We start from the raw sequence: 14,887 nt of genomic DNA, 5'->3' as shown, positions 1-14,887 counted from the left end.
CCATCATCGAAAGTGGGCCGATCCTCGGAGAACGCATGAGCACCAGTACGGCGGATTCATTCACTGCTGCGGACAATTTTCGCCAACTCGCGGAGCGGGTGCTTTTTCGCGATCCCCCGTCAATCGATGAAGATTCGACCGCGAAGCCTGCCAGCTTGGGCGATTACGATCTCAATCCCGGTATCTTGCCGGACCCAGCGCAGATCCTTCCCCCCAAACCTGCTGCTGTTCTCATACCTATTCTCGCCACGACGCCTCTGAGTGTGTTGCTCACCGTACGGAGTGACCACCTGCCGAATCACGCCGGACAGATCTCTTTTCCAGGCGGCAAACTCGAAGAACGTGACGCCGGACCGGCCGCGGCGGCCATGCGGGAGGCTGATGAAGAAATCGGTCTCGATCCGCGCTTCATCGAGCCTGTGGGCTTTCTAGACTGGTATCGTACGGGGTCGGGATACGTTATCAGTCCGCTCGTCGCTCTGATCAAGCCCGGCTATACGCTCAAAGCTGATCCCGGCGAGGTGACGGACATTTTTGAAGTTCCACTGCCCTTTTTGCTGGATGTTGCCAATCACCAGCGCCACTCGAGAATATCCCGCGGCCGGCAGAAGCATTTTTATGCGATGACCTACGGCGAGCGATATATCTGGGGCGCCACCGCGGGCATTATCAAAAACTTGCATAAGAGGCTCACGGACTCATGATCCGCGTCGTTATCGAGAATATTCTGCTGCTTTTGCTGCCGACCCTCTTCTACGTGGCATATATCTTCCTAACGGTCGGCTCAAAGGGTGCAAAGCAGAAGATCAATGACGCGCCGTTCATGTGGCTCTTCGTGGCTGGCGTCGTTCTGGCTATCGCCGTTCTCGCAATATTCGGAAGCACTTCCGGCGGACGTCCGGGCGAAGCCTACCAACCTCCCGTTTTTGAAGGCGGTAAAATCGTTCCCGGCCATATCAAACGAGACGAACAGTCCTCAGGTGGATGAAGGCGCAAAAATGCAGGGTGATCGAGATCGGCCGAACTCCGACGCTGGTCTGCCCAACCTTGCTGGCGCTGACTGGTTGAACTCGGCCGGAATTCAAGCAGTGTTCGACGCCCTTGAGAGAGGAGGATATTCGGCGCGCGCCGTTGGCGGCGTTGTGCGCAATGCCCTGTTAGGTGAACCAATCCATGACGTCGATATTGCTACGACGGCCGAACCCGACCACGTGATGCGGCTGGTCCAGGCTGCAGGTCTCAAAGGCATCGCGACGGGTGCAGCACACGGAACAATTACAGTTATCTCCAGCCACGTGCCCTTCGAAGTCACGACGCTCCGGCGTGATGTGGAAACATTCGGCCGTCACGCAACCGTCGCGTTCACAACCGAATGGGAGGAAGACGCCCGTAGACGCGACTTCACCCTCAACGCGCTCTACTGCGATCGTAAGGGACAAGTTTATGATCCTGTCGGCGGCTACGCAGACCTCCTCGCACGGCGCGTACGTTTCATTGGGGATCCCGTCGCGCGCATCCGAGAAGATTATTTGCGCATTCTGCGATTCTTCCGTTTTCAAGCGACGTACGGCATCGGCGATTGCGACGGCGAAGGGCTGGCAGCATGTATCGCCGAGCGAGATGGGCTGACGCGCTTATCGGGAGAACGCGTCCGCTCTGAGATTTTGCGTTTGCTGGTTGCTGTTGGCGTGTTGCCCGTTGTCGATGTCATTGTTCGCTCGGGAATCGGCGAAATCGTTTTCGGCCGAAAGGGCGACGTCGCTTCTCTCTCACATGTCGCCGAGATCGAACGCGCCTTAGAGCGAAGTCCCGATGCTATCCTGCGTTTGGCGGCGCTCGCCTGTTCCACATTGGACGAGGCCAATGCCTTGGCTGACCGCCTAAGGCTCTCCAATTTAGAGCGCGGCCAACTTGAAGCCGCTGTGCTGACAGATCCAGCCCTTGGGCCCGAAGCTAATCTTGCGCGTGCGAAAGCCTGCCGCTTCCGGCTCTCACTCGATGCATTCCAACGAGCATACATTATGACATGGGCTCGATCCGCAGCCGGTGCGGCCGATGAAGCTTGGCACGTACGCTTCCATGAACTCTCGACGTGGAATGTTCCGGAGGTGCCTTTCAAAGGTTCCGACGTTGTCGCGCTCGGCGTGCCCCCTGGACCCAACGTCGGTATCGTCCTGCGGCAATTTCAGGACTGGTGGATCGCCGCCGATTTTCCGGATGATGACGCGCAGCTTCATCATCACCTCGCAACAGTCGCAAGGCCCTACATTGCGAATGCCTGAGTCAACAGATTGAGAAACTTAAAACATAAGGGCCGGCTTAATGCCGGCCCTTCTCAAATAGTATGACGGAGACGGGTTAGAAGCCCATCCCGCCCATGCCGCCGGGCATTGGACCTGCTGCGGGCTCCTCCTTCGGATGTTCGGCGATCATCACCTCGGTGGTGACGAGGAGGCCTGCCACGGAGGCTGCATCCTGCAGGGCGCACCGGACAACCTTGGCCGGATCGACGACCCCCGTCTGAATGAGGTCTCCGTAGCCATGCAGTTGGGCGTTATAGCCAAAACTATAGGCGTCGTTTTCCAGGATCTTGCCGATGATAACGGATCCATCTTCACCCGCATTGGTGAAGATCTGTCGCGCGGGCGCCTGCAGAGCCTTGCGAACGATATTCATACCGGTCTTTTGATCCTCGTTTTCAGGCGTCAACCGGTCAAGCACGGTAGCAGCGCGCAAGAGTGCAACGCCGCCGCCAGGGACAAGACCTTCCTCAACGGCCGCACGTGTGGCGTGTAATGCGTCGTCGACGCGGTCCTTGCGCTCTCTAACTTCCATCTCGGTAGCGCCACCGACCTTGATCACCGCGACACCGCCCGAGAGCTTGGCTAACCGCTCCTGCAGTTTCTCGCGATCATAGTCGGACGTCGTTTCCTCGATCTGGGCTTTGATCTGACGGCACCGGGCTTCGAGGTCGGCCGCGCTGCCACCACCGTCCACGATCGTCGTGCTGTCCTTGTCGACCGTGACGCGTTTGGCGGTTCCCAACATGTCGAGCGTCACGTTTTCGAGCTTGATGCCGACATCCTCGGAGATGACGGTGCCACCCGTCAAAACGGCGATATCGGCTAGCATCGCTTTGCGGCGGTCGCCAAAGCCCGGAGCCTTGACGGCGGCAACCTTCAGGCCACCGCGTAGCTTGTTGACGACCAGTGTCGCCAAGCCTTCGCCCTCAACGTCTTCAGCGATGATCAGAAGCGGCCTGGCGGATTGCGCAACAGCTTCGAGGACAGGCAGCATTGCCTGAAGACCTGAGAGCTTTGCTTCGTGGATGAGGATCAATGGATTCTCAAACTCGACGATCATCTTTTCCGCATTGGTGATGAAATAGGGGGAGAGATACCCGCGGTCGAATTGCATCCCCTCGACGATATCCAACTCGGTTTCGAGACTTTTCGCCTCTTCGACGGTTATCACGCCTTCATTGCCGACTTTCTTCATTGCTTCGGCGATAATACGGCCCACTTCTGAATCGCCATTCGCCGAAATCGTGCCGACCTGGGCAATCTCTTCGTTCAGCGTGACTTGCTTGGCCTTCTGCGCAAGTTCCGCAACAACGGCTGCTACCGCGGCATCAATGCCGCGCTTGATGTCCATGGGATTTGCGCCGGCCGTAACCGACTTTACACCCTCCCGGACAATTGCCTGGGCCAGAACGGTCGCAGTGGTCGTCCCATCACCGGCGAGATCTGCCGTCTTTGAAGCGACTTCGCGCAACATTTGCGCGCCCATGTTCTCAAACTTGTCTTCAAGTTCGATTTCTTTGGCGACCGTTACGCCATCCTTACTGATACGCGGCGCACCAAATGACTTTTCCATTACGACGTTCCGTCCTTTCGGACCGAGCGTCACCTTCACCGCATTTGCCAGGATATCGACGCCGCGGAGCATCTTTTCGCGCGCGTCCTGCGAAAACTTTACGTCTTTCGCTGCCATTTTGAACCACTCCTAAAATTGTCGCGAGTGTAAAATGATGGATGCTTGGAGATCGATCAGGCGGCCTGCTTTGCCGCTGCCGGCCCCTCGAGCACGCCAAGAATGTCATTTTCTTTCATGATCAGAAGCTCCTCGCCTCCGATCTTGACCTCAGTGCCAGACCATTTGCCGAACAGAATGCGATCTCCGACCTTGACGTCGAGCGAAACTACTTTGTTGTCGTCACCGCGCGATCCGGGGCCGACAGCAACAATCTCGCCGTGCTGTGGTTTTTCTTTCGCTGTGTCGGGAATGATAATGCCGCCGGAGGTTCTGGCTTCTTCGTCAATTCGACGAACCAGGACCCGATCATGAAGAGGACGAAACTTCATGGCGATAACCTCATTGTACGGTTCAATGTTTGCGTATTGATCGCGGCCTTTGAAATCAGGCTCGATCACGACGCTTCGTGAACCGTCAATGCCACGCAATACGAAATTGAGGTTCTCACGCGCCGCGCCAGCGATATGGCGAGCTGGATTAGCACTGTCAAGGGGAGAGTGCTAAGGCAAATTCAACCGCCTACAACGTCTTCAGGCCTGCCGTCTGGGATCCTACGGTTCCGAAGCCGCCGCGTTCTGAAACTGACTTTTCCTGTGGGGCGACCACTGCTCACGCCACACTGTTGGCGTGGCTCTCGGCCTGTTTTAGCGTTGGCGGGTACCTGCACCGGGAGGCCGGCATTTATCAAAAGGTCGTTACGTCAAAAAACAATGCCGGCCGCTTGTCGCGGCCGGCATTGTTGAAATGAACATATTAGATTCGAATAGAACCCATCATTCCTCTCAAAGCGCGAAATCTTCGAGCTTTGAACCCTTATTCAGCTTCGCGACGAGCCAATTTGGCTTACGGCCGCGCCCCGTCCAAGTTTCCGAACGATTATCGGGATTTACGTATTTGGCTGCCGAGATCGACGCTTTTCCTTTGCCACGCCCTTTGCCACCGACGAGCTCGTTGATAGAAAAACCAGCGTCTTGTGCCAGCTCTTCCATCTTGGCTAGGATTTCCTGACGCTCGCGTTGACGCGCGGCCAAAATCGCTTGTTCCACATCACTCTGAAGCGCGATGAGTTCCTTCAGAGACATTTTAGCCAGATTGACGTTGGCCATCTTAGGTGCTTTCCCCTTCTTGGTCACTGCGCGCTGTCTCGCCATATCGATCAAACCCACATCTGTGTTCCAGTTTCCATTCTAGGTCTTGCGCCAGCTGCGTGAATTAACCATTAACAATAGCGCAGATTCTATTGTGTTTTTGATCTCACCTGGAATTAGAAATTCTCTTCTTAATGAATTTCTTCAATCAAGGTCTGGCAAATAGCGAGTTATCGTATGCCAGAGCAGCCGTCAACTCGAAACTATAAGTGCTCACCACTACTCGCAACTTGTTTATTTCATTTTTTGAGTTTGGCTATTTGCTACTTCATCTCAATCCAACAATATTCTTTATGTTCTCAAGTCCGGGTTCGAAGAGTTTTCAGAGGGCGGAGATCACGGCGCCCCATCAGGCGCGAACACCAGTCGATGAATGGTAGATGAACAAGTCAAACAGGGAGCGTTCAGAGAGCGACACCTATGTTGGCCAAACCCTGAAGCCCATCTTCCCCGGCGTGATCAGGGGGTGCAGTGCTCAGGGTCGCTGCATCCCCACCTCTTCTTCTCTCTGATCTTAAAATTCCAGCTCAGTTCAAGCGCCTATTCGTAACGCCTAAATTTCTCAATTACAGGCATTGCGACAACCGGACGCGGAATATGCGGTCTTTTGCTCTCTCATGTCACGTCGTCAATTTCAATCATTCTAAACTTTAAGCTCGACTGTTGGCCCGCATTTACGAAGGCCAACTGCAATATCCCGCACTTCTCGTTTGTCAGTCTTCGCGTTATAGGCGCTTTCTATCCTAGACCCTAAAATCTCATAATGACTTCACGTTGCAGACCGGCAGCTGTAGCGACGCCAAAATCTCGCTGAACGGATTCCCCGGCCGACAATCTCTTGCTGATGCTGTCTGGTGCACAAGCACACGTGCGTCATACAGGACTAAAGTCAGACTTCCGGCTTTTTCATTTGTACGTATTTCGAGAATTTGCGGTTGCTGCAGCTCGGAACTTGGCGCAGCACGGCGCGTTGCACCCGCGCGTCCAAAGATATACGGTCTGCGCGCAAATCACCTATCGGAATGACCGACCAAGCCCCGGAGGCCTACTAATGTCGTTTTCCTTGCCCGCTCTGCCTTACGCGTACGATGCGCTTCAGCCATACATGTCGGCAGAAACCCTTCAGTTCCATCATGACAAGCACCACCAAGCCTACGTCGACAAGGGGAATGAGATCGCCGGCAAGGGTTCAAAGTACGACGGCATGAGCGTCGAAGATATCTGCCGCAAAGCCTTCGCTGATGGCGACCAAGCGGTCGTTAACCAAATCGGCCAGCACTATAATCACATTCATTTCTGGCAATGGATGAAGCCCAACGGCGGCGGCAGCAAATTGCCGGGCAAACTGCAAAGCCTCGTCGACGAATTCGGCGGCCTTGAAAAGGTACGTCACGAGTTCATTGAGGCCGGTAAAGGTCAATTTGGGTCGGGCTGGTGCTGGTTGGCTCTAAAAGACGGAAAGCTCATCGTCAGCAAGACGCCGAATGGCGAAAACCCGCTGATGCATGGCGCCCAGCCCCTGTTGGGCTGCGATGTCTGGGAACACAGCTACTACATCGACTATCGCAACGCGCGTCCGAAGTACCTTGAGGCTTTCTTCGACAATCTCGTCAATTGGGAGCACGTCGAATCCCTCATGGGGTGACGCATAGATTTTTCGGCCCTGGATAAGGCTGACTGACACTCATTTGATGGCGTGGGTTTTTCTCTCTCGAGAGAGATCCACGCCATTTCAGTTTCGGCACGGCAGAGGCGTTGGATATACCGTTTAGTTGTAGGAAGGCTGCGAAGTTCTGCCCAATATTTGAGCACCAAAGATCTTTAGCATCGAATTTCTGACAGATGATGCTGCCAAACTCTCGACGGAAGCTTGGCTTTAAGCCATAGATCATTGGCTTACGAAGCAAAAAGAACAAAACGGCTGCGTTGAGTTCTTGAGGGGCTTGGAAGCTGGCTGCGCTCGGCACGAGGTTGTGAAACGAGTTCAGTTTGTAACGGGGATTGCATGTCTTGGGGGCGTGCTCTTGCCAGATCGATTGTATGTCGTGCCGCTTTGGCGAGCTATCGGCGTCGCGCTGCTGATGATGGCAATCGCGGCCGCCGCGGGCGGCTGCGCTACGCTTGATTTGCGCGATGGCATCGATGATGCGCGCTTAGCCCGGCAAGCTGTCGTAGCCGGACTACCAGGCGTCCGCTTCTGGGGTGATGAAGTTCCCGCGGATATCGGTGCGGAAGTCAAACGACGCCTGCCCAATATGCCCGGTTTTTCACTCGCATCGGTGAAGCTGAAGGAACGTCCTGTCGTCGATATCCTCGCATTGTCGGGTGGTGGCGGTGACGGAGCATTCGGCGCTGGCCTGCTTGCCGGCTGGACGGCGCGAGGGGATCGCCCGGAATTTGAAGTCGTCACGGGTATAAGCGCCGGTGCGATCATTGCACCGTTCGCCTTTCTGGGCCCGCAATACGACAAAGACCTCGAAGAGATCTGGACCGGCTACAAGACCTCGCAGATCGCGACCGCGCAGATTCTGCCCGGCCTTCTTGGCGGCCCGGCGCTTGCAGATACCGCGCCGCTCAAGGCACTCATTGCACGCTACGTCGACCATCGGATGATGCGAGAAATCGCGCACGAATATCAGCGCAGGGGGCGTATCCTGCTCGTGGGCACGACGAACCTCGACGCCCAGCGCCCGGTGGTTTGGAACATGGGTGAAATTGCCGCCAGCAAGCACCCAAACGCCCTGCATCTTTTCAGAGACGTCATTCTCGCCTCAGCCGCCATTCCCGGGGCATTTCCGCCGGTCGATATCAAAGTGCAGGTCGACGGCAAAATCTATTCGGAGATGCATGTTGATGGCGGTACGACGCAGGAGATTTTCGTCTCACCGGTTAAAGTGCCTTTCCGAGCCTTTGACAGACTTTACAAGAAGCCTCCCGTGCGCCGCATCTACATCGTCAACAATGCCAAAATCGACCCCGAACAGAAGGTGATCCGCTCGCAAACGATACCGATTGCTTCTCGGGCAATCTCGACTCTTATCAAGAGCCAAAGCCAAGGCGAGATCTACCGCATCTACCGCATGGCTAAGGACGCTGGCGCCGATTTCAATTTCATTGCGGTACCCCGCGAGTTCGAGGTGCAGTCCGAGCAGTTCTTCGACCCGGTCTATCAGCGCGCATTATTTGACGAAGGCTACAAGGTCGGCAAAGCCGGAAACCGGTGGCTTAAACAGCCACCGGATACAATTGCGCAGAATTAAGAACTTTATTCTCGATCGGGTCAGCGCCCTCGCATGATCGAGCGCACCAGCGTATTTACGAGCCGACGCATGATCGACTTGCTTGCATAGCTGACGGCTTGTTCACCAAGCGACTTACCACCGCGTGGGCCGCGACCGAAAATGACGTTCCCCAGCCAGCTGCCTGTGCCTCCGGAGTTCGCCTGTTTTTGCAGTTCAGCCTCCTTGGCCGCGAGCTCTTCAGCACGCTTCGCCAAGATCTCATGGGCGCTTTCGCGATCAACCGCCTCATCATATTTGCCGTCGACGGGACTACGCTTCATGAGCGTTGCGCGTTCCTCGTCTGTGAGTGGGCCAATCTGACCTTCCGGCGGACGGATCAATGTCCGCTGCACCATTGACGGTTCGCCCTTATTTTCAAGCATCGAAACGAGCGCTTCACCGATGCCGAGATCAAGGATCGTGCGCTCGGTATCGATGTCCGGGTTTGGCCTGAAGGTTTCTGCCGCTGTCTTGACTGCCCGCTGTTCCTTAGGAGTGAACGCGCGCAACTGATGCTGAATGCGGTTGCCGAGCTGCGAAGAAACGCTGTCAGGGACGTCGAGCGGGTTTTGCGTAATGAAGTAAACGCCGACGCCCTTCGAACGAATGAGACGCGCGACTTGCTCAATGCGCTGGAGAAGGGGTTTTGGAGCTTCATCAAACAGCAGATGCGCTTCGTCGAAAAAGAAAACCAGCTTGGGCTTCGGCTGATCGCCAACTTCCGGCAGCGTCTGCCAGAGTTTCGTCAGCATCCACAGCAGGAACGTGCCGTAAAGCCGGGGCTTTTGCATGAGCTGATCTGCAGCCAGCAAATTCACTATACCGCGACCATCCATGCTGACGCGCATGAAGTCGTTTATATCGAGCGCCGGTTCGCCGAAAAATTGGTCGGCCCCTTGCTCCTCCAAAACCAGCAGACGCCTCTGGATCGCACCGATCGATGCGGTCGCAACGTTCCCGTACTTCATCGAGAGCTCTTTGCCGCGCTCGCCGATGTTGTGTATCTGCGCGCGCAAATCTTTCAGATCGAGCAGAGGAAGTTTCTCTTCTTCAGCGACACGGAACGCGACATTGAGGACGCCTTCCTGGACTTCATTGAGTTCCAGCATGCGCGAGAGAAGCAGCGGCCCCATGTCTAGGATGGTCGTGCGGATCGGATGCCCCGATTTGCCGAAGACATCCCAAAAAACGGTGGGATAGGCTTGATTCTGGTATTCCGTCAGGCCGATCTTTTCATTGCGTTTGACAATGAAATCCTTCGGCTCACCGGCTTTTGCTATGCCAGATAAGTCGCCCTTGATATCGGCAGCGAAAACAGGGACGCCATTCTTGGAGAAGCCTTCGGCCAACACCTGCAAGGTCACCGTTTTACCGGTACCCGTCGCTCCAGTAATCAAGCCGTGGCGGTTCGCCAATTTGAGATCGAGATACTCGGGCTTAACGCTGGTTCCGAGATAGATCTTGCCATCCTGGAGAACCGATTGGCTCATTGTTCATGACCTCGCGGGATTAGTGACGGTATCGAAGCGACTCAGCTTACGGACAGATCTGACCTCTATGCACGTACATCCGCGCTTTGCAAACCCAGTTGCATGACCGACTAACATCTTTGCAAGATATCTATTTGTGTGACACCACAATGACTATGCTGTGCTGCACAAAAGTGGTTGGAGCGACCAAACACCCAATTCCGCTTCGCTGCTTTTTCGTGCGAATTGAGATCTGCACTAAATCACTGGAATGGAGAGACACGCCCAATGACAACTGAAGCTCGCCCCCTCGCGGCCGACTTCGAGCCGGGAACACACGATGCCTGGGTCAAGCTGGTGGAAAAGGCGCTCAAGGGCGGCGACTTCGAAAAGCGTATGGTATCGCATTCCGCCGACGGTCTCCGCATTTTGCCGCTTTACGGGCGCGCCGGTGACAAGCCACGGGTCACGCGAACCGAGACGGAACGGCCATGGCGGATCTGCCAGCGTGTCGATCATCCTGATGCGCACGTGGCCTCGCAACTGATCCTCGATGACCTCCAGGGTGGAAGTGACGCGATCGCTATCGTGCCGCACGGCAGCCGCGCGGCACGCGGGTTCGGGCTGACAGCACAAACCGTCAGTGATCTTGATGCTGCTCTTGCCGGCGTGGCGCTAGACATGATCACGGTTCGGCTTGAACCTGCGCATGGCGGCCGAGCGAATGCCGCAATGCTGGCGGCCTTGATTACACAGCGCGGACACACGCCATCAGAATGTGCGGTCGACTTCGGACTAGATCCGATCGGCACCATGACCGCGACGGGAGTAATGTCGGCGCCTTGGGCGGCCATTTCCAAGCGTCTAGGCGATGCCGTAGTGGCACTCAAAGCGCAGGGCTTCACCGGTCCATTCCTCACATGTGACGTACGCGGGTACCATGAGGCCGGCGCCTCCGAAGTCCAGGAGTTGGCCATCGCGCTCGCTACGGGTGTTGCCTATCTTCGTGCGCTTAGCGATACGGGCCTGGACATTGATGATGCGACACGTGCCTTATCGTGGACGATCGCTGTTGATGCCGACCAGTTCCTAGGAATTGCGAAACTTAGAGCGTTGCGACGTCTCTGGGCGCGTGTCGAGGAGGCTTCCGGCCTCACTCCGCGTCCGATTAAAATCCACGCAGAAAGCGCTTGGCGCATGCTGACCCAGCGCGATCCCTGGGTGAATATGCTGCGTGGAACCATGGCTACGTTCACGGCCGGCATTGCAGGCGCGGACACCATCACCGTGCTTCCCCACACGGCTGCTCTCGGATTGCCGGATGGCTTCGCACGGCGCATCGCGCGCAACACTCATCTTATTTTGCAGGAAGAGTCGAATATCTGGCGTGTCGCCGACCCCGCCGCCGGATCAGGAGCCTATGAAGGTTTGACGGACGAGTTGGCTCAGGCCGCATGGACGCTCTTCCAGGAGATTGAAGCTGAAGGCGGTATCGTCGAGAGCCTCGTTGCGGGCAAAATCCACGATCGCATCGCTCAGGTTCGCGAGAAGCGCGCAAGCGATATCGCGACGCGTCGTGCCGCGGTCACGGGAACGAGCGAGTTTCCTTTGCTCAACGAAGCTCCAGTGAAAGTTCTCGATGTCGAACCTCGAGCAACCACACCGCCAACGGCTCTGCGTGAAGGCGATAGCGAGCTGACATTCGCGGAACTCATCTCAACCTTCAAGGAGCACGCGACGCGCAGCAAAGTGGTGCAAGCAGAAGTCGGCGCAACAACAGCAACCCCGTTACCCTGCGTTCGGCTCAGCGAGCCTTTCGAGGCATTACGCGATGCCTCCGATCGTTATCTTTCGGAGAAGGGACAGCGCCCACAAATCTTCGTAGCTGCTCTTGGTGCGATAGCGGAACACACGGCACGCTCATCCTGGATCCGAAATCTGATGGGCTCGGGCGGCATCGAAGCATTGATCTCAGATGGATATGCCAATGCCAATGAAGCGGCGGAAGCATTTGCGGCAAGTGGGGCTCGCTTGGCCTGCATTTCATCTAGCGATGCGAAATACGCTGATATGGGTGAAGCCGTCGCAAAAGCGTTGAAAGCGCAAGGTGCCAGCCATGTATACATGGCGGGGCGTCCGGGCGAACAGTCCGCTGCACTCGAAGCCGCCGGGGTCGATGCCTTTATTTATGCCGGCCAAGACGTCCTTAGCCTATTACGCAAGTTGCACGATCATCTCGGCATCCCTACCCAATAGGGTGTTCTCCGTTTGCGCAAACGCGTGTCAAATAGCTTTGCCAGCGGTACACTGTGAATTGTGCTAATTAATAACGAAGGCGACAGCCGTAGCGCTCGACCTCTCAAGGCCAAATAAAATGACGCGAATTCCTGATTTTACGAAGATCGATCTTGGTGCCGCTCAGGCTGCCGATGCCGCCGCAGGCGGCCCCGTCTGGCAGACGCCCGAGGGAATTCCCGTCAAGCCTGGCTTTTCCAACGCCGATATCGACGGGTTGGACTTTGTCGACAACGCTTATCCTGGGATCGCGCCATTTTTGCGCGGCCCCTATCCGGCGATGTACGTGACGCAGCCGTGGACTGTTCGCCAATACGCGGGCTTTTCGACAGCTGAGGATTCCAACGCATTTTATCGGCGCAATATTGCAGCCGGGCAGAAGGGCCTTTCGGTCGCTTTCGATCTGGCGACGCACCGCGGTTACGATTCCGACCATCCGCGGGTGCGTGGTGACGTCGGCATGGCGGGCGTTGCGATCGACTCCATCTACGACATGCGCACGCTGTTCTCGGGCATCGACCTGTCGCAGATGTCGGTCTCCATGACCATGAATGGCGCGGTCCTACCCGTTCTGGCTCTCTTTATTGCTGCGGGCGATGAACAAGGCGTTTCCCCGGACAAGCTTTCGGGAACGATCCAGAACGACATTCTCAAAGAATTCATGGTGCGGAACACTTACATCTACCCTCCCGCACCTTCGATGCGCATCGTCTCCGACATATTCGCTTACACCAGCAAGAAGATGCCGAAGTTCAATTCCATTTCGATCTCCGGCTATCACATGCAGGAAGCTGGAGCGACGGCAGATCTGGAGCTGGCCTACACGCTTGCTGACGGCATCGAGTATGCGCGCGCAGGCGTGGCGGCGGGTCTCGACATCGATGCGTTCGCGCCACGGCTGTCGTTCTTCTGGGCGATCGGCATGAACTTCTTCATGGAAATCGCCAAGATGCGCGCCGCCCGTTTGTTGTGGGCCGGCTTGGTCAAATCCGAGTTTGCGCCGAAGAATGAGCGCTCGCTTTCGTTGCGTACCCACTCACAAACCAGCGGATGGAGCCTTACGGCGCAGGACGTTTTCAACAACGTCGTACGGACAGCCGTAGAAGCCATGGCGGCGACGCAAGGGCACACGCAATCTCTGCATACCAACGCCTTCGACGAAGCGATCGCGCTGCCGACCGATTTCTCAGCCCGCATCGCGCGCAATACGCAGCTATTCCTGCAACAAGAGTCGGGTACAAGCCGGATCGCCGATCCGTGGGGCGGCAGCTATTACATTGAGCGGCTGACTTACGATCTGGCGCAACGCGCACTGAAGCACATCGACGAGGTCGAGAGCCTCGGAGGTATGGCGAAAGCCATTGCCGCCGGTATTCCCAAAATGCGCATCGAGGAAGCCGCGGCACGAACGCAGGCACGCATCGACTCTGGTCAGCAGACCATTGTTGGCGTCAACAAATACACAGTAGAAACAGACGCTGAGTTTGAAGTCCTAAAAGTCGACAACAAGGCGGTCCGTGAGCAGCAGATCGCCAAACTTGAGCGGTTGCGGGCCGAGCGAAGCGACGCAGAAGTCGCCGCGGCCCTTGAGGCCCTGACGTCCGGCGCTGCCGGCAACGCCAATCTGTTGGAACTCGCCGTAAACGCAGCCCGCGCAAAAGCGACCGTCGGCGAAATTTCGGACGCAATGGAAAAGGTGTTCACGCGACACCGGGCGGAGATCCGCGCAATTTCCGGCGTCTACGGCAAAGAGGCAAAATCGATGAACAAAGATGTTGGCCGTGTGCTGGCATTGGTTGAAGATTTCGAAAAGCACGATGGCCGCCGGCCACGTATTCTCATCGCCAAGATGGGCCAGGACGGACATGATCGCGGCCAGAAGGTGATTGCCTCTGCATTCGCGGATCTCGGTTTTGACGTCGACATCGGACCTCTTTTCGCCACCCCTGATGAAGCAGCGCGACAAGCCGTCGAAAACGACGTCCACATCATCGGTGTCTCTTCACTCGCCGCTGGCCATCTGACATTGGTACCGGAACTGCGTACAGCGCTAGAAAAGGAAGGACGCGGCGACATCATGATCGTCGTGGGCGGTGTCATTCCACCAGCGGACTACGATGAATTGTTCTCTTCTGGCGCCAAGGCTGTGTTCGGTCCAGGCACGAACATTCCGCAAGCGGCTGCGGGGCTCATTGCAAAGCTCAGTCAAAGCCTGGGTTATGCAAAGGAAGCGGCTGAGTAGTCGGCAACAGTGGGGCGTGCGGGCACTACGTCAGTCTGCTTTTTGATACTGGCGTGGTTGGCTGTCACGGCATCTCCAGGTGGGATACTCGTGTGGCACTCTTGGCCACGGCCTGCGCCCAATCACAATAAGCCGGTGCTCTACTGCACCTATTTTTCTGGGACCGGCTTTTTTGAGCGCGCCTTCCTGCACAATCGGTCTGACCAAGTCGGATATCGCATATGTCCGCTGTGGTCCCGGCCGATAGCTATTCCGATCCAATGAGGGAGGTCGTCGTTCAATTCTAATGCAAAAACGAGCTCCAGCGTTTCTGAGCATTTATCATGTCTTGCATATAGAATTTCAGCCGCCGCCTCAGCTTTATGTGTTCAAATTGTTGCAGCGATAAGCTCCCATTTTCGGAACTCCCTTGCCTGG

11 protein-coding genes are annotated in these 14,887 nt (G+C 56.3%); 7 read left to right on the top strand and 4 right to left on the bottom strand.

What is annotated here, in order from left to right; translation table 11 throughout:
* The first annotated feature begins 35 nt into the window (after positions 1-35).
* From YBN1229_RS10985 to YBN1229_RS10975, 3 genes are read left to right on the top strand one after another with little or no spacing between them, the layout of a single operon-like run.
* Positions 36-704, top strand: a complete 669-nt coding sequence (locus tag YBN1229_RS10985; RefSeq protein ID WP_046480692.1) for a CoA pyrophosphatase — start codon at positions 36-38, stop codon at positions 702-704.
* Positions 701-988 (top strand): DUF6111 family protein, encoded by a 288-nt coding sequence (locus YBN1229_RS10980; RefSeq protein ID WP_046479250.1) that lies wholly within the window; start codon positions 701-703, stop codon positions 986-988. Before YBN1229_RS10985 ends, YBN1229_RS10980 begins: the two co-directional genes overlap by 4 nt.
* A 10-nt stretch (positions 989-998) precedes the next feature.
* The gene (locus tag YBN1229_RS10975; RefSeq protein ID WP_046480693.1) at positions 999-2,282 is read left to right on the top strand and encodes a CCA tRNA nucleotidyltransferase; all 1,284 of its coding nucleotides are present in this window, start codon (positions 999-1,001) and stop codon (positions 2,280-2,282) included.
* Positions 2,283-2,358: 76 nt separating this feature from the next.
* Here the strand turns inward: YBN1229_RS10975 and groL are convergent, their stop codons facing one another.
* From groL to YBN1229_RS10960, 3 genes are all read right to left on the bottom strand, one after another.
* On the bottom strand, positions 2,359-3,993 hold the full coding sequence (gene groL / locus YBN1229_RS10970; RefSeq protein WP_046479251.1) for a chaperonin GroEL: 1,635 nt from the start codon (positions 3,991-3,993) through the stop codon (positions 2,359-2,361).
* Between the two features lie 56 nt (positions 3,994-4,049).
* Positions 4,050-4,364 carry a co-chaperone GroES gene (locus tag YBN1229_RS10965; protein ID WP_046480694.1) on the bottom strand — a complete coding sequence of 105 codons (315 nt, stop codon included), beginning with the start codon at positions 4,362-4,364 and terminating at the stop codon, positions 4,050-4,052.
* 453 nt (positions 4,365-4,817) lie between these two features.
* Positions 4,818-5,201, bottom strand: a complete 384-nt coding sequence (locus tag YBN1229_RS10960) for an H-NS family nucleoid-associated regulatory protein (RefSeq protein ID WP_244464948.1) — start codon at positions 5,199-5,201, stop codon at positions 4,818-4,820.
* Positions 5,202-6,234: 1,033 nt separating this feature from the next.
* Between YBN1229_RS10960 and YBN1229_RS10955 the strand changes: the two genes are divergently transcribed.
* Together YBN1229_RS10955 and YBN1229_RS10950 are read left to right on the top strand one after the other, a co-directional pair.
* The gene (locus YBN1229_RS10955; protein WP_046479252.1) at positions 6,235-6,828 is read left to right on the top strand and encodes a superoxide dismutase; all 594 of its coding nucleotides are present in this window, start codon (positions 6,235-6,237) and stop codon (positions 6,826-6,828) included.
* Between the two features lie 379 nt (positions 6,829-7,207).
* Positions 7,208-8,443 carry a patatin-like phospholipase family protein gene (locus tag YBN1229_RS10950; RefSeq protein WP_244464949.1) on the top strand — a complete coding sequence of 412 codons (1,236 nt, stop codon included), beginning with the start codon at positions 7,208-7,210 and terminating at the stop codon, positions 8,441-8,443.
* 20 nt (positions 8,444-8,463) lie between these two features.
* Here the strand turns inward: YBN1229_RS10950 and YBN1229_RS10945 are convergent, their stop codons facing one another.
* Positions 8,464-9,954, bottom strand: coding sequence for a helicase HerA-like domain-containing protein (locus YBN1229_RS10945; protein WP_046479253.1), 1,491 nt, complete (start codon positions 9,952-9,954; stop codon positions 8,464-8,466).
* 267 nt (positions 9,955-10,221) lie between these two features.
* Here YBN1229_RS10945 and YBN1229_RS10940 point away from each other — a divergent pair, with 267 nt between their 5' ends.
* Both YBN1229_RS10940 and scpA read left to right on the top strand, forming a co-directional pair.
* On the top strand, positions 10,222-12,189 hold the full coding sequence (locus YBN1229_RS10940) for a methylmalonyl-CoA mutase family protein (protein WP_046479254.1): 1,968 nt from the start codon (positions 10,222-10,224) through the stop codon (positions 12,187-12,189).
* A gap of 118 nt (positions 12,190-12,307) precedes the next feature.
* Entirely contained in the window at positions 12,308-14,470 is a 2,163-nt protein-coding gene (scpA, locus tag YBN1229_RS10935) for a methylmalonyl-CoA mutase (protein ID WP_046479255.1), read from the top strand.
* Positions 14,471-14,887: the final 417 nt, after the last annotated feature.

The sequence above is a fragment of the Candidatus Filomicrobium marinum genome (assembly GCF_000981545.1).
Classification (GTDB): domain Bacteria; phylum Pseudomonadota; class Alphaproteobacteria; order Rhizobiales; family Hyphomicrobiaceae; genus Filomicrobium; species Filomicrobium insigne.
This window is presented reverse-complemented; position numbering and strand designations above follow the sequence as displayed.